Here is a 14,577-nt window from a genome sequence, read left to right as displayed (position 1 = left end):
AATCTATTCGACAAGTATCTGTTTCTTAAAATGAAACAAAGAGTGCCCCGAATGAGGCACTCCTGTTCTGTCCGATATTATTCGTAGCTAGTCAATGTAAGTACTTCATAGCCATCCAGCTTATCTCTGCCGTCTAGATATGACAATTCCACGAAGAACGCACATCCGACAACAATACCGCCTAATTCCTCAACAAGCTTGATTGTTGCTTCGATTGTACCGCCAGTTGCCAGCAAGTCATCCGTAATAAGGACGCGCTGACCTGGTTTGATAGCATCTTTATGGATTGTGAGTACATTCTCACCATACTCAAGTCCATAAGCGACTTTGATAACTTCACGAGGAAGCTTGCCTTCCTTACGGACAGGGGCAAAGCCGATATCCAGCGCATACGATACCGGGCAGCCTACGATGAAGCCGCGCGCTTCTGGACCGACAATCAAGTCCACATTTTTATCTTTAGCGAATTCCACGATTTCATTTACCGCTGATTTATAAGCCGGACCATTATCCATCAAAGTAGTGATATCCTTGAATCGGATACCTGGTTTCGGCCAGTCCTCTACGACTGTAATATATTTTTTATAATCCATTTACTGCTTCCTCCTCGATAACTTCCCCGCGTTCAAGTACGCGTTCCAGCCACGCTTTCAATTCTTTATAGCCGGAATAATATAAGATCTTCTCGACTTCTATCGCTTCCTTCAATCCCTGGTAGACCTCAGAGTCAGCCAGATCACGTTTGGAAGGATTTGGGTTGATTGAAATTTGATCCTTATCTAGTTTAACAAATTCCAGCTCAAAAAACACGTCGGAAATAAACTTGGTCCTTTCAGGACTCCAGCCTCGGCTGTTTTTCAGATAATCCACTAGCTGGCTGTACATCATAGTCTTCTGCTTTAGCAGAATCGCATAGAACACTTTGAATTGATCACGATCTGGAAAACCTTGTAAGTAGGCATTCTCTTTCACATCATAGCACGCATAAATCAAATCTGGCTGTATATGCTGCAAGACATACGTGATATCCGTCATACGTCGAGGCATATCAGCGAATATGACAGCCCTGATATTGCCTGCCGCATTTGCAAGGCCTTCTGTTTCAAAATCCAAAACACGAATCTGATCAGACAGCCAGCTTAAATCCGTATTCGGCCGGAATCGCACGACAGCTGTCTCTTCTTCATTTTTGATTTGAACAGCCTTCTTCAGCTGCTTGCTGCCTCTATGATCAAATAGCTGCCAAGAGCGAATTGCGACATCTTCAATCAAGATTTGCGGTTTTTGTCTGCCATTCCATTCATTGATAGACAATTCCCCGACAACTTCCAGATCATCTGCCGGAGTGAGGAATGGGTAAAGATCTCCCTGACCAAAGCATACACCGTCTAACTGTACGCTTTCCTCTGCAAATACGAACTTGAGATGGTTTTTATTTGCTCCGATGAGCTTTACTTCCCGCATTGGTGAAGTAAGCTTCACAAGTGGCTTTGGATTTTGCATTCCAAAAGGCGAGAGCTGAGCCATGTCCCGGATCAAATCGATTGAAACATCTTCCACTGTAACCGACAAATCGATCGCAAGCGTTTGTTTGAAATCTTCTGCTGAAAGCGATTCTGCTGCCATTTGATTCAAAGCTTTTCGCAGTTTATCCAATTGTTCCAGCTCTAATGTCATCCCGGCCGCTTGGGCGTGTCCCCCGAAAGCGATGAAGTGATCCCGAACCTGCATACAGTGGTGGAACAGATCAAAAGCATCAATACTGCGGGCAGAACCTTTCGCCGTACCTTTTTCCGGATGAATCGCCAGCACAATCGCCGGCCGGTCGAAGGTTCTGACCAGTTTCGAGGCCACAATCCCAAGTACTCCTTCGTTCCAGCCTTCCTTTGCAACGATGATGACATGGCTGCTGTCTTCCTCTGACTGTTCTCTGACCATTGCTTCCGCTTCTTTTGCTATTTTGGCAACGATATTTTGTCGTTCTGTATTGAGAGATTGGATTTCCTCTGCCATTTCAGCGGCTTCCTCGTACGAAGCTGCCAACAGCAATTCGACAGCGAGGTCAGCATCCTGCAACCGTCCAACTGCATTGATACGCGGCCCGATTTTGAAGCCGATATCTTCTTCTGTTACAACGCCGTCTAGTCCGCAGCTGTCTCTCAGAGCACGGATTCCAGGTCTTGTCGACGACGCAATTGCCTTTAACCCCTCGGCAGCCAGCACCCTGTTCTCATCAACAAGCGGCACCAAATCAGCTATCGTTCCGATCACAACAAGGTCAAGCAGCTGTTTTGGAAAATAGCCAAGTAAATAATGAGCCAGCTTAAAAGCGACACCTACTCCTGCAAGCTCATGGAAAGGATAATCCGGCGAACATTTCGGATGTACCACTGCGACAGCTTCCGGGACAGCTTCCTGCACTTCATGGTGATCCGTGATGATAAGATCGATTCCAATTTGTTTCGCTACTTCTGCTTCGTGGATCGCAGCAATACCTGTATCCACTGTCACAATCAACTGATAGCCATTTTCCTTTGCGGCTCGGAAAGCTGCTTCGTTCGGACCGTAACCTTCCGTAAATCGGTTAGGAATATAATAATCGCAATCCGCTCCAAGCTCCCGTAATGCTTCCAATAAAACAACTGTGGATGAAACACCATCTGCATCATAATCTCCGAAAACCAGAATTTTTTCACCCTGCTCCACTGCAGCACGGATCCGTTCCGCTGCAACATCTATATCAGAAATAAGTTCCGGGCTGTGTAGGTCCTCTAGAGACGGATGAAGGAACCGTTTTGCAGCCTCAGCTGACGTGATTCCGCGCTGTATGAGCAGCTGCTCTACCAGCGGAGAAACACCCAATCCCATAGGCTCGTGAGCTGAAGGTCGGCTGCTATTATCCTTCCATCTCATTCTGCTTTCTAACATAAAAAAAGACCCCCTAACCAAGCTATTATACTAGAGCCTGGTCGAGGGAGCAATCGGTTATTGTCTGTATTCATCTCTAATTCGTTCGGATGTTGGGTAGGTATTTGTTGTCGGATCGGAAATATTCGTCGTTGGCCTTTCAACTTCTTCATGTCCTTGTTCCGCACGTTTTTCTTGAAGTTCTGTTATTTCAGCTGCTTTTTTATCATTATCCTTACGTAAAGCGCGTACTTCCCTATTTAACTTGAACATACGCAACCCTCCTACAGATGCTGTAATTAAGACGCCCATCAAAACGGAGAACAAAATGATCAGGATTAGCGGAGCAGAGCCTGTACCGAATAGATAGTCCACCTGCACGCTGTCAACGTTGATAACTGCGAATACTGCAATAAGTACTGCAAAAATGACTGCTAGAATGATATACCATTGTGCCTTCATTTGCTGGCTCCTTTCTAATGGTGCTACTCTTTACATTCCCCATTCCCAAAAAAATAACCCCCGTATTTACAACGGGGGTTATCCAATCAGACTTGCGGTCCTTCCACTTTCTTTTTCTCTTCATGGATGATTGGATTTTTTTCAATATTTCTGCCGCGCCAAACGAGCCATAGCTGTGAAGCAATGAATAGGGAAGAATATGTCCCCGCTGCTAGCCCAATTATAAGCGCAATAGAGAAGTTAGCAATCGACGCAGCACCGAAGAGCCACAGAATAATCGCTGCAACTATTACAGTCAAAACAGTGTTCACACTTCGCACAAGTGTCTGCAGCAAGCTGTCATTTACGATTTTGGCCAGCTCATCGAACGTTTTGACTTTCCGTTTGATACGGATATTCTCTTTGATCCGGTCAAAGGTCACTATCGTATCGTTGATCGAATAACCGATGATAGTCAGAATTGCTGCTATGATCGTAATGTCGAATTCCAGTCTGGTGATACTGAATACCGCCAAGATGAAGAAGGCGTCATGCAGCAAGGCCAAGATGGCTGTTACAGCAAACTTAAATTCAAATCGGATCGTCGCATACAGGATGATACCTATGGAAGCAAAGATGACAGCGTATAATCCATTTTCCGCTAGTTCTTTTCCGATTATAGGTGATACTGTACTGATACTCGGTGCATCTCCATATTCATCTTGAATACTGCTCTTCAACTCATTTTCCTGGTTTTTTGTGAGCGTATCCTCTAGTCGGACGGAGGCATGTTTGCCATCAGCCGACAGCTGCGTTTCCCTCGACTCGAAGCCGAAGTCATCCATCTTCTGTTCTACTTGTTCTGTCGTAAGAGCCTGATTTGAATCGAATTCCACACGAGATCCGCTCGTGAAGTCGATACCAAGATTCAGCTTGAATACACTCAAGCAGATAATCCCGGCAATCGTTAGCGCGATAGAGAAAGCAAAATAAGCTTTTCTATGCTTCACTAGATTCAGCTTCAACCCATAGAATGTGACTTCACGTTCTTCTTTATCATTGAGTTTGCGAATATTCTTTTTCGAAACTCCGAACCAGCCTGGTTTCTTGTCAAACGCACGGCTTTTCACCAACAAGCTGAGCAATGCCCGTGACCCATACACAGCTGTAATGAAGCTCAATAGAATACTAATGATTAGTGTCGTTGCGAACCCTTTGATGGAGCTAGTACCGAATATGAACAGCACGATACCTGCAATCATTGTAGTCAAGTTGGCATCTGTAATTGTAGCCAATGAGTTTTTGTTACCCGCTTTGTAGGCGGCTTTTAGAGACTTACCGGTTTTCAGTTCATCTTTTATCCGTTCGTAAGTGATGATATTGGCATCAACAGCCATCCCCACACCTAGGATTAATGCCGCAATTCCTGGCAGCGTCAGCACTACACCAAGTAAATCAAACACAAGTATGTTCAAATAAGCAAAAATTGCCAAAGTAATGGAAGCAATTAAACCTGGAAGTCTGTAGTACACAATCATGAACAACAGGATAAGTGCGAAGGCAATATACCCTGCAAGCATTGTCTGATCCAGTGCTTCCTGTCCGAATTGAGCACCAACTGAGTTTGAGTACACTTCTTCCATCTTCACTGGAAGTGACCCAGCATTCAGCAAGTCAGCAAGCTCTTGTGCACTTTCTACTGTGAAGTTACCTTCAATCTGAACTGATTTACTGTTGATAGTCTGTGAAACTGCAGGAGCAGAAATGAACTTTTGTTCATTCTCAGGCTTTTGTGCTTCCTCTTCATAAGAGTCGCCATCTTCATAATCCAGCCAGATAACCAGACGGTTGTCTGGGAATGCACGCTGAGAAAGCTCACTTGTCACTTCGCCGAATTTGGAAGCGTCTTTCATATCGACCGTAACAAGCGGCTGATTCGTTTGTGGATCAAATGCCTGCTTCGCACTGCCCGCCTCAATATCCGTACCATTCAGATATTCTTTATCTGCTGTGTCACGGAATGATAGATTAGCAGTAGTCGACAGCATCTCACGAGCCTGTTCCTGATCCTTCACACCAGCAAGCTGGACTCGGATCCTATTTGGCTGCTCGATATCGATGCTTGTCTCACTGACACCCAGGGAATCGACACGCTCCGTTAATGCCTGTGCTGTGGCATTCAGCGTTGCTGTATTTACCTTGTCCCCTTCTTCCAGCGGACTTACTTCATATAGCACTTCGAATCCGCCCTGCAGATCGAGTCCTAAGTTTAAATCGTTTGCGATTCCTTTAATCGTCGTTCCCATCGCACCCAAAAGCAATAGGACGATCAAGAAGAAGGCAACAATTCTGCCTCTTTTCACCATGATGCAACTGCCTCCCATTTTCCGTTCAACGGAAACCTAATATGATGCAGAGTTTTTCTGCAATAAAAGTACATACATATGTACGTGCTGTGCTTGTCCCTCAAATACTCACATAGTATAGAGAACATAAGCCGGCACTGTCAACATTACCTGGATCAGGATTGACCATTGATAGCAGCAATGGATGCCATCAGATCCTCATCTTCTCCATACACCGACATTGTCAAATAACCCATATAAACCGATACATTCAACTGCATAATATCAGCCACTACTTCATATAGACGTTTTGGTTTGTCTTTCTCTTTTTTCCATACCTTTTTTTCCATACAGTTCCAGATATCCGCAGCAGAGGCTTTATCGTAGCCAAGCAGATGAAATTCTTCCTTCTTGCTAATCACTGCAGGCATCACTTCCGACTTCCATTCGTTCACCGTCTTTGTTTCGTACACGTTTCTACCTCCTAAAACAACTTGCCTTTGTTCTGTTCAGGCTAGTCATGCTTGGCCATATCTCATGCATACATTTAATTGTAGCCGAAAAACTAACATTTGAGAAGGCAGGTTGTCGATGTGACAAAGCAGACTTTCCTAAAAGGGGCACTCATACTGATTGCCGCCAGCTTGATCACCCGCTTCCTAGGATTCGTGAACCGGATTGTCGTTGCACGTGTCATGGGGGGAGAAGGGATTGGTCTATACATGATGGCCATGCCTACGTTGTTCCTGGCAACTGCCATTACCCAGTTCGGTCTGCCTACAGCTATTTCTAAACGGGTAGCCGAAGCAGACGTGCGTGGAGACAACGAACAAATAAAAAAAATCGTTGTTGTTTCGCTGACGGTAACACTCAGTATCAGCATTGCATTTGTCGGTCTTCTTTACTTTGCAGCTCCATATCTTGCAGATAAGCTGCTGAAGGATGCGCGTGTCATCTACCCAATGCTGGCAATCGGACCAGTCATACCGATATTGGCAGTGGCATCTGTTCTTCGGGGGTATTTTCAGGGAAAACAGAATATGAAGCCGCAGAGCTTTTCACAAGTGATCGAACAGATAGTCCGAATCAGCTGCACAGTCTTCCTTGTAAAGTTCTTTCTCCCTTATGGGGTTGAATTTGCAGCTTTAGGGGCAATGATTTCAGTTTTAATCGGCGAATTCATTTCTTTGCTCTACATGCTGTATCAATTCAAACGAAAAAAGACCGTAAAAATACGATCTCAATTCGTCACAGCGTTAAAGGGCGGCAAGCAGACTTTGGAGCGACTGTTCTCGATTGCCTTACCTGCAACTGGCAGCAGGCTTGTTGCCAGCGGAACCCACTTTCTAGAGCCGATACTTACAGCACAAAGCCTTGCTTTGGCTGGGGTCGGAACGGCAATGGCCACAAGGCAGTACGGAGAACTTACCGGTTACGCACTTCCCCTGCTGTTTTTACCGACATTCATTACGAATTCTCTTGCAACAGCTTTGCTTCCTTCTATCAGTGAGGCAAATGAACAAAATCGACATCAATTCGTACATTACCGGATTCACCAGGCAATTCGCCTCAGCTTTGCTTCAGGTGCGATTGCAACGGTAATTCTGACAGTATTTGCAGGACCGATCCTCCATTATATGTACGGAAGTGAAAGTGCAGAGCGATTCATTCTTCTCATGGCACCTTTTTATATTATGATGTATATCCAAATGCCGCTCAGTACTGCACTCCAAGCACTCGATGCAGCTAAGTCCGCGATGTGGAATACAATCATCGGTGCAGGCGTCAAAATCATCTTGCTTGTCTCTTTGGCATCCAATGCCAAGTTCGGAATTATCGGGGTTGCTATCAGCATGATTGTCACAGTTGTTTTAATAACTCTATTGCATTTGATTTCACTAGCACGAGTTGCAGGTTTTAGGCTATCTGTGAAGGAAATCGGTCAAATGCTAGGTCTGCTGGGAATAACTGCTTTTACTGCACACTTGTTGAAAGGGATATTCGCTAGTTCACTATATAACCTTCCAACATTTCTATTTTTACTTTTGATTCTAACCATCCTCTACTTATTGTTCATGCTCAGTTTCGGCTTTATAACGAGAGCGGAAGTAGAGCAGTTTCTGTCCAGAAAGAAACGTTGATTCCTATCAGCGTTCATCTTTTCGGTCAATATACCAGTTATGATCTTGGTCGAGTGTACAATACGATATACGACCAATATCAGGATGGCCATGACGCTTCATCTCACCGCGGAGCCAAGAAGCAGATTTATCGATATACTCCAATGCTTTTTGCTGAATCTCGCCGTCGATGATCAGCGGCTGAACGAAACCGCTGCTGCCGTCATCTGTATCTTTTTTTTCAAATACAGATAATTCACCGGAAGTTTCCAGGATCGCAAAATCAACATCTTGTACACTCTTCGTTCCTTTTTCTCTCAGTTGCTGCTGAAGATCTGAAAAACTGTAACGCTGTTTGCGCATCTCATGCTCATCTATCTTGCCGCGGGAAATGATGACTGATGGCTTCCCTTCCATAAAATCACGCATCTTAGGAAACTTTAGAGAAAGTAATGCTGTCCCTCTCTGTATTATAAGCAGTATCACCATCGGCACGATAAAATGAAGCAAGTGACTGCTTGGGTCTTCGATGGAAAAAACGGCTATTTCCGCCAGCATCAAATAGACGACCAAATCAATGATGCTCAATTCACCTATCTCTCGTTTTCCCATAAGACGGAAAATGATGACAATGACAATATAAGAAAGAATTGTTCTGCCTATGATTGACCATTCCAGTGTATCCAGCAACATGACCACCTCCTTTTTACTTATTTTGTGTAAGACCAATGGTTCTATTCGTTCTTAATTTGGTTGGACGAGCATACAGTAGCCATATAGACATGCTGGAGGGATCTTTGTGAAAAAGAATGTACAAGCGATATTGTATGGCTGGATAACCGTCTTTGCACTGCTGCTATTCATCAGTTTCACACTGGCATTATTGCTTCGCTTCACGAAAATGGGGGAAGGAATGCTTGACTGGACTACACTCGGAGCTGGAGTACTCAGTTTATTCATCGGTGGTTTCATCGCAGGGGTGAAAGGTGAAGATAAGGGCTGGATGCTTGGCGGAATGACCGCACTCGGCTTTTCCCTTTTCATCCTTCTCTATCAGTATCTAGGCTATCAGGTAGGGTTTTCTGGAACACAGCTACTGACACATGGAGGGTTTCTAGCGGCCGCCCTGGTTGGTGGTATGATCGGTGTCAACATTAAAACGAGCACATAAAAAAGACAGGAGAGAAATCTCCTGTCTTTGTCTTTTACACTTCTGAAGGTTTAACGTCACGGATCGCATTACGATCGAACGTCAATTTACTGCCGTCATCCGTAGTCAGGACTACAGATGCCTCGTCTATAGCATGCACCTTACCATGTAAACCACCGATGGTAACGATGCTGTCTCCTTTTTTCAAGCTAGACTGCATTTCTCTAACCTGTTTCTGACGCTTCTGCTGCGGACGAATCAACAGGAAGTAGAAGATGACAAACATTAATACGATCAGTATTAAACTTTGAATATTCATTCACTGCTCCCCCTTTCTAGAAATTCTTCGCATTCGGCTTGTTGAAACCATAGCTTTCGAAGAATTCATCTCGAAAATCGCCAAGTCGATCCTCTTTGATCGCCTCTCTGACTTTCCTCATCAATTCTATCAGAAAATGCAAGTTATGGTAAGTAGTAAGCCTAAATCCGAATGTTTCGTTACATTTGATAAGGTGGCGAATGTAAGCGCGTGAATAGTTCTTACATACCTTACAATCACAATTCTCATCAATCGGACCGAAATCACGAGCATATTGCGCATTACGGACAACAAGACGGCCATTGGATGTCATACATGTTCCATTACGTGCAATACGAGTCGGAAGCACACAATCAAACATATCGATACCGCGGATCGCACCGTCAATCAAGGAATCTGGTGAACCAACACCCATCAAGTAACGCGGTTTATCCTGTGGCAGCCATGGAGTGGTAAATTCAAGCACACGGTTCATGACGTCCTTCGGTTCGCCGACAGACAGCCCGCCGACAGCATAGCCTGGGAAGTCCATACTGACAAGATCTTGTGCACTCTGTTTACGAAGGTCTTCAAACTCACCGCCCTGTACAATTCCAAATAGTCCTTGCACATCCGGTCGAGCATGCGCAGTTAAGCAGCGTTCTGCCCAACGGCTTGTCCGCTCTACTGATGCCTTCATATAATCATATGTCGCTGGATACGGCGGACATTCATCGAATGCCATCATAATATCACTGCCAAGCGCATTCTGGATCTCCATTGCTTTTTCAGGGGAAAGGAATAGCTTCTCTCCGCTGATATGATTACGGAAATGAACGCCTTCTTCCTGAATATCTCGAAGATCACTCAGACTGAATACCTGGAAGCCGCCAGAATCTGTCAGAATAGCACCATCCCAGTTCATGAATTTATGCAATCCGCCTGCTTCTCGGATAATCTCATGTCCCGGACGGAGCCAAAGGTGATAGGTGTTTGATAGAATAATATTCGCGTTAAGTTCGGTTAATTCCTCCGGACTCATTGTCTTTACCGTAGCCAGTGTTCCTACTGGCATGAATGTAGGCGTTTCAAAGCTCCCGTGGGGTGTATGTACGATACCGAGCCTAGCGCCTGTCTGCTTATCTTGTTTAATGAATTCATAACGAATTGCCATATTATAGTAGTTCCCTTTCTATTATCAATCTATACGAGCAGCATTGCATCGCCAAAGCTGAAGAAACGATAGCGTTCTTCTACAGCAGTCCGGTACGCATCGAGGATGAAATCCCGACCTGCAAATGCACTGACAAGCATGATCAATGTGGATTTCGGCAAATGGAAATTAGTGATCAAGCCGTCAATAGCTCGATATGTGAAGCCAGGATAAATGAAAATATCCGTCCAGCCGCTTGCTGCGACGAATTTCCCATCATGATCACGTGTGATTGTTTCCAAAGTGCGGGTGGATGTAGTCCCGACTGAGATGATCCGTCCGCCGTTTGCACGGATCCGTGTAAGCTGATCTGCTGTTTCCTGTGACATTTGATAGAATTCAGCATGCATTTCATGCTCCTCAATCGATTCCACACTCACAGGGCGGAAAGTTCCCAGCCCAACATGAAGTGTGATGAACGCGATTTCCACTCCTTTTTCCTGGAGATTGGCAAGCAGCTCCTTTGTAAAGTGCAGACCTGCTGTCGGTGCTGCAGCTGATCCTTGTTCTTTGGCATAAACAGTCTGATAGCGCTCCTGATCAGGCAGCTGTTCCTTGATATAAGGCGGTAAAGGCATTTCACCAAGCTGCTCAAGGACTTCATAGAAAATGCCGTCATAATGGAATTCTACAATTCGGCCACCATGCTCCAGCAATTCCTTACATACAGCTGTTAGTTTTCCGTCACCAAAGCTAAGCTCTGTGCCGACTTTGACTTTCTTGGCCGGTTTGACCAGTACCTCCCAGCTGTCACCTTCTATCTGCTTCAGTAATAGAATCTCTACTTTTGCCTGTGTGTCCTTCTTGATACCATACAATCGTGCCGGAAGCACACGTGTATCATTCAGTACAAGACAGTCTCCAGGCTTTAAATAGTCACCGATGTCAGCGAAGTGACGGTGTTCCATTGTCTTCTCTTCCTTATTTAACACAAGCAGCCTTGACGCTGTCCGATCCTGAAGCGGCGTCTGGGCGATTAGTTCTTCTGGTAAATGAAAATCGTAATCCTGTATATCCATACCTGTTAACTCCTAGTCTGTATCAGCGAAATTTGTTGAATAGGAACAAGATGAGCGACAGTACGATACTTACTACAATCGATGTTACGATTGGAAAGTAGACTGTCGTGTTCCCTTTCTTTAAAACGATATCTCCTGGCAGTCTGCCAATAAACGACATGATAATGCCGATTATAATACACACGACGCCTATAAGAATAAAGATTTTTCCAATGCCGGTCAAGCCCCTGGCACCTCCCGGTTGAAATGGGCATAGGCAAGCGGAGTCACAACCCGTCCGCGCGGTGTTCGCTGGATAAATCCAATTTGCAGCAAATACGGTTCATATACATCCTCAATCGTCTGGGATTCTTCCCCGATTGTCGCACTGATTGTATCTAGTCCGACAGGGCCTCCGCGGAATTGATCCATGATAGTCGTCAGCAGCTTATGATCGATATGATCAAGGCCTTTTTCATCTACCTGCAGCTGATTAAGCGCTGCATGGGTCGTCTCCTGCGTGATATAGTCTTCCCCTTTGACCTGGGATATATCGCGCACCCGTTTCAAGAGCCGATTGGCAATCCTGGGTGTTCCCCTTGAACGCAATGCTACCTCGTTGGCTGCAGAAGGATCTATCTCGACATCGAAAATTACCGCTGTTCGCTCGACAATGCTCGCCAAATCTTCTGTATTATAGAATTCAAGGCGACTCAGTACACCAAAACGATCTCTTAATGGTGCAGATAATAATCCAGCTCTCGTCGTCGCGCCAACCAATGTGAATGGCGGCAAATCAAGGCGCACGCTTCTAGCACTCGGTCCGGTTCCGATCACAATGTCCAAAAAGAAATCTTCCATAGCAGGATAGAGTATCTCCTCGACCGCTCTTGGCAAACGATGGATTTCATCTATGAACAGCACATCGCCTGCTTCAAGTGAGCTAAGAATCGCTGCCAGGTCACCTGCTTTTTCAATTGCCGGTCCGCTCGTTGCCCGGAAAGACACGCCCATTTCATTGGCAATGATCGACGCCATCGTTGTTTTCCCCAGACCTGGTGGTCCATAGAGTAATACATGGTCAAGCGGCTCATCCCGCATCTTAGCTGCCTCTATGAAGATAGCCAGATTTTCCTTTGCTTTATGCTGGCCGATGTATTGCTTTAAGGTGGACGGGCGCAGACTGAGCTCGATCACTTCGTCTTCCTGTTTCAATTCGTTCGTTATCATGCGATCTTCCATCTTCGCACTCCTTTATTTCTTTTGACTTAACAAAGCCAAGCCTTTCTTGATCAAGTGATCCGCACTGTCGCTGTCTTCTTTTTTCAGCTGCGGCAGCACAGCTTTGATCTCCCGCTCCTGGTATCCAAGAGCCCGCATTGCGTCTTCTGCATCAGCTAATGCAAGACGTTTCTTAGATGTATTGCTTTCTGTCCCTGCAGATGCTTCGATTGCAGTAAGCGATACCATATATACCAGCTTACCCTTCAAATCGAGTACCATCTGACGTGCGGTCTTCTTACCGACACCCTGGAAGCTAGTCAGGAATTTATCATCTTCCCGTTCAATTGCTGCAACAAATTCCTCGACATTGACCCCTGCTAAAATCTGAAGGGCATTTTTAGGTCCGATACCAGATACCCCTAGCAGTTTTTGAAACAAAAACTTGTCCTCTGTATTTTTAAACCCGAACAAAGTCTGGGCATCCTCCCGTACATAATGATATGTATGGACAAGCGCCTCCTTGCCTTCTTCCATTTGGAATTGGAAAGGATTCGGGCAGATGATCTCATAACCTACACCGTGTGCCTCTACAAGCACCGCTTCGTCAGTAATTCCAGTAATATTTCCTTTTACATACGCTATCATGCTGTTTCTCTCCTACCTGAATCAATAACTAGCTTCTATTTTACCACACAAGCGTATGTTCGTATAAGGTTAATGGCGAAAAACAAGAAAAGGACCTCCCTCTCTTGAGGGACGATCCTTTCAACTTGGCATCGGTGCTATATCATTCTTGAAACGGAATGCTTCCAGTACATCCTCATAGACTTCTCTGGATTGAATCTTGATCCCATCTTCAAGCTCTTCCGCTTGATGGCTTTCCAGCTTGCCCTTATTTATCTGATAAAACGATTGGATTGCCTGCTGGTCAATCGGTCTGCCTTCGAATATCGTCAGTTTCCCTTTGTAAATACCGAAATAGCCATTCTTCTTTAATGAAGGGGAGATATCCATTACTTCTTGCTTAAATACAACCAAACCTTCTTTTTGGGAAACAAGCTGCCAATCATGATAGGTTGACCAGAAATCTTCCATTGCATAGATTTTCTCTTGATGGGTTACCTCTGTCTGCTTGCAATCTATATATTGACGCTTCAGTACGACCTTTACTTCTACTGGATCCGCAGCTTGCGCTGTTATACTCGGAACGAATAAAAGGAAAAGCAAACAAAAGACTAAGAATCTCCTCATGATCTTCCACCCCTATTCCGTTGCTTTTGCCTTCATTTTTTCCTGTCAGCGCTTCTTTATCCGTTTTTTTGAAAAAAAAATGATTTGACCGACACTTTTTTGGTTTTCTTTTCGATTATATGTGGTAAAGGATTAGAAAGTTAAACAAAGGCGGGATAAAAGTGAGAAACACTACGCAGCAAAAGTACCTCCACTACGTGGAAGCGAAAAGCGAAGCAAACATGGCGAGCGTTTTCTCAGAAGAAAAAGCGACCTTGATACTTAGAAATCACATTCAGCACGCAGGTCTCTCCAAAGCAGAAGTACTTGCTTTGGAAGATAAGTATCGCCAGGATATGCACCGCATTTTCGAGGAACATGGTATATTATAAATGAAAGCCCCTTCAACGGAAAAAGGGGCTTTTTTTATTTCACTTATTTTCTTGTTCATCACCCGGCAAATCTTGGGCAGGTGTAGGCTCATAGAAATCGGCGAGCGGCTGCTGCACACCGTACGGATCTCTAAATTCCGGCTGTTGTTGCGTAAATTCCGGTGCTGCCGGAAAAGGAATATCCGGACCGCAACAAGAGCGCATCGTCGCTGGTGGATAGGAATAAGGTGCTGCTTGGTTTTGTGGGTTATAAGGTACT

The 14,577-nt window shown here is 44.9% G+C and carries 17 protein-coding genes; 3 read left to right on the top strand and 14 right to left on the bottom strand.

Annotated elements, in window-relative coordinates:
* Nucleotides 1-77 precede the first annotated feature (77 nt).
* From CHH91_RS05270 to CHH91_RS05250, 5 genes are all read right to left on the bottom strand, one after another.
* Nucleotides 78-593 carry an adenine phosphoribosyltransferase gene (locus CHH91_RS05270; RefSeq protein WP_095222428.1) on the bottom strand — a complete coding sequence of 172 codons (516 nt, stop codon included), beginning with the start codon at nucleotides 591-593 and terminating at the stop codon, nucleotides 78-80.
* A complete protein-coding gene (gene recJ, locus CHH91_RS05265; protein ID WP_095222427.1) occupies nucleotides 583-2,928 on the bottom strand; it encodes a single-stranded-DNA-specific exonuclease RecJ in 2,346 nt (781 codons plus the stop codon). The genes CHH91_RS05270 and recJ overlap by 11 nt, the downstream gene beginning before the upstream one ends.
* A 57-nt stretch (nucleotides 2,929-2,985) precedes the next feature.
* Entirely contained in the window at nucleotides 2,986-3,369 is a 384-nt protein-coding gene (locus tag CHH91_RS05260; protein WP_095222426.1) for a LapA family protein, read from the bottom strand.
* An 86-nt stretch (nucleotides 3,370-3,455) separates the two neighbouring features.
* Nucleotides 3,456-5,714 (bottom strand): protein translocase subunit SecDF, encoded by a 2,259-nt coding sequence (secDF, locus tag CHH91_RS05255; protein WP_095222425.1) that lies wholly within the window; start codon nucleotides 5,712-5,714, stop codon nucleotides 3,456-3,458.
* A gap of 155 nt (nucleotides 5,715-5,869) precedes the next feature.
* Nucleotides 5,870-6,166, bottom strand: a complete 297-nt coding sequence (locus CHH91_RS05250) for a post-transcriptional regulator (protein ID WP_095222424.1) — start codon at nucleotides 6,164-6,166, stop codon at nucleotides 5,870-5,872.
* 120 nt (nucleotides 6,167-6,286) lie between these two features.
* Between CHH91_RS05250 and spoVB the strand changes: the two genes are divergently transcribed.
* Nucleotides 6,287-7,834 carry a stage V sporulation protein B gene (gene spoVB, locus CHH91_RS05245; RefSeq protein ID WP_095222423.1) on the top strand — a complete coding sequence of 516 codons (1,548 nt, stop codon included), beginning with the start codon at nucleotides 6,287-6,289 and terminating at the stop codon, nucleotides 7,832-7,834.
* Between the two features lie 6 nt (nucleotides 7,835-7,840).
* Here spoVB and CHH91_RS05240 read toward each other — a convergent pair whose 3' ends face one another.
* Entirely contained in the window at nucleotides 7,841-8,506 is a 666-nt protein-coding gene (locus tag CHH91_RS05240) for a DUF421 domain-containing protein (RefSeq protein WP_176465684.1), read from the bottom strand.
* Nucleotides 8,507-8,612: 106 nt separating this feature from the next.
* On the opposite strand from CHH91_RS05240, the gene CHH91_RS05235 reads away from it, so the two are divergent.
* A complete protein-coding gene (locus CHH91_RS05235) occupies nucleotides 8,613-8,984 on the top strand; it encodes a TIGR04086 family membrane protein (protein ID WP_095222422.1) in 372 nt (123 codons plus the stop codon).
* A 34-nt stretch (nucleotides 8,985-9,018) separates the two neighbouring features.
* On the opposite strand, the gene yajC is transcribed toward CHH91_RS05235, so the two are convergent.
* From yajC to CHH91_RS05200, 7 genes are all read right to left on the bottom strand, one after another.
* Entirely contained in the window at nucleotides 9,019-9,282 is a 264-nt protein-coding gene (yajC, locus tag CHH91_RS05230; protein WP_038561613.1) for a preprotein translocase subunit YajC, read from the bottom strand.
* Nucleotides 9,283-9,298: 16 nt separating this feature from the next.
* The gene (gene tgt / locus CHH91_RS05225; RefSeq protein WP_093727743.1) at nucleotides 9,299-10,435 is read right to left on the bottom strand and encodes a tRNA guanosine(34) transglycosylase Tgt; all 1,137 of its coding nucleotides are present in this window, start codon (nucleotides 10,433-10,435) and stop codon (nucleotides 9,299-9,301) included.
* Nucleotides 10,436-10,464: 29 nt separating this feature from the next.
* Nucleotides 10,465-11,493 carry a tRNA preQ1(34) S-adenosylmethionine ribosyltransferase-isomerase QueA gene (gene queA, locus CHH91_RS05220; RefSeq protein WP_095222421.1) on the bottom strand — a complete coding sequence of 343 codons (1,029 nt, stop codon included), beginning with the start codon at nucleotides 11,491-11,493 and terminating at the stop codon, nucleotides 10,465-10,467.
* Nucleotides 11,494-11,515: 22 nt separating this feature from the next.
* Nucleotides 11,516-11,716, bottom strand: a complete 201-nt coding sequence (locus tag CHH91_RS05215) for a DUF2905 domain-containing protein (RefSeq protein ID WP_095222420.1) — start codon at nucleotides 11,714-11,716, stop codon at nucleotides 11,516-11,518.
* Nucleotides 11,713-12,714: a Holliday junction branch migration DNA helicase RuvB gene (gene ruvB, locus CHH91_RS05210; protein ID WP_095222419.1), complete on the bottom strand. Its 1,002-nt coding sequence runs from the start codon at nucleotides 12,712-12,714 to the stop codon at nucleotides 11,713-11,715. Before ruvB ends, CHH91_RS05215 begins: the two co-directional genes overlap by 4 nt.
* Before the next feature lie 12 nt (nucleotides 12,715-12,726).
* The gene (gene ruvA, locus CHH91_RS05205; RefSeq protein ID WP_095222418.1) at nucleotides 12,727-13,341 is read right to left on the bottom strand and encodes a Holliday junction branch migration protein RuvA; all 615 of its coding nucleotides are present in this window, start codon (nucleotides 13,339-13,341) and stop codon (nucleotides 12,727-12,729) included.
* A 120-nt stretch (nucleotides 13,342-13,461) separates the two neighbouring features.
* Nucleotides 13,462-13,947: a BofC C-terminal domain-containing protein gene (locus CHH91_RS05200; RefSeq protein WP_095222417.1), complete on the bottom strand. Its 486-nt coding sequence runs from the start codon at nucleotides 13,945-13,947 to the stop codon at nucleotides 13,462-13,464.
* Nucleotides 13,948-14,108: 161 nt separating this feature from the next.
* Between CHH91_RS05200 and CHH91_RS05195 the strand changes: the two genes are divergently transcribed.
* The gene (locus CHH91_RS05195; RefSeq protein WP_095222416.1) at nucleotides 14,109-14,318 is read left to right on the top strand and encodes a hypothetical protein; all 210 of its coding nucleotides are present in this window, start codon (nucleotides 14,109-14,111) and stop codon (nucleotides 14,316-14,318) included.
* Between the two features lie 39 nt (nucleotides 14,319-14,357).
* Here CHH91_RS05195 and CHH91_RS20485 read toward each other — a convergent pair.
* A partial coding sequence (locus tag CHH91_RS20485; protein ID WP_176465683.1) for a hypothetical protein occupies nucleotides 14,358-14,577 on the bottom strand: 220 nt, incomplete at its 5' end.

The organism is Virgibacillus sp. 7505, assembly GCF_002272135.1.
In the GTDB taxonomy this organism is placed as follows: Bacteria; Bacillota; Bacilli; order Bacillales; family Amphibacillaceae; genus Terribacillus.
Note: the sequence above shows the minus strand (reverse complement) of the source record. Positions and strands in the feature narration are given on the sequence as shown.

What these genes read in the sequence shown, in the direction of transcription:
- CHH91_RS05240 (WP_176465684.1), bottom strand. Translation starts at nt 8,506, where the DNA reads ATGTTGCTGGATACACTGGAATGGTCAATCATAGGCAGAACAATTCTT.
- yajC (WP_038561613.1), bottom strand. Translation starts at nt 9,282, where the DNA reads ATGAATATTCAAAGTTTAATACTGATCGTATTAATGTTTGTCATCTTC.
- secDF (WP_095222425.1), bottom strand. Translation starts at nt 5,714, where the DNA reads ATGGTGAAAAGAGGCAGAATTGTTGCCTTCTTCTTGATCGTCCTATTG.
- CHH91_RS05270 (WP_095222428.1), bottom strand. Translation starts at nt 593, where the DNA reads ATGGATTATAAAAAATATATTACAGTCGTAGAGGACTGGCCGAAACCA.
- ruvB (WP_095222419.1), bottom strand. Translation starts at nt 12,714, where the DNA reads ATGGAAGATCGCATGATAACGAACGAATTGAAACAGGAAGACGAAGTG.
- ruvA (WP_095222418.1), bottom strand. Translation starts at nt 13,341, where the DNA reads ATGATAGCGTATGTAAAAGGAAATATTACTGGAATTACTGACGAAGCG.
- tgt (WP_093727743.1), bottom strand. Translation starts at nt 10,435, where the DNA reads ATGGCAATTCGTTATGAATTCATTAAACAAGATAAGCAGACAGGCGCT.
- CHH91_RS05260 (WP_095222426.1), bottom strand. Translation starts at nt 3,369, where the DNA reads ATGAAGGCACAATGGTATATCATTCTAGCAGTCATTTTTGCAGTACTT.
- recJ (WP_095222427.1), bottom strand. Translation starts at nt 2,928, where the DNA reads ATGTTAGAAAGCAGAATGAGATGGAAGGATAATAGCAGCCGACCTTCA.
- queA (WP_095222421.1), bottom strand. Translation starts at nt 11,493, where the DNA reads ATGGATATACAGGATTACGATTTTCATTTACCAGAAGAACTAATCGCC.
- CHH91_RS05200 (WP_095222417.1), bottom strand. Translation starts at nt 13,947, where the DNA reads ATGAGGAGATTCTTAGTCTTTTGTTTGCTTTTCCTTTTATTCGTTCCG.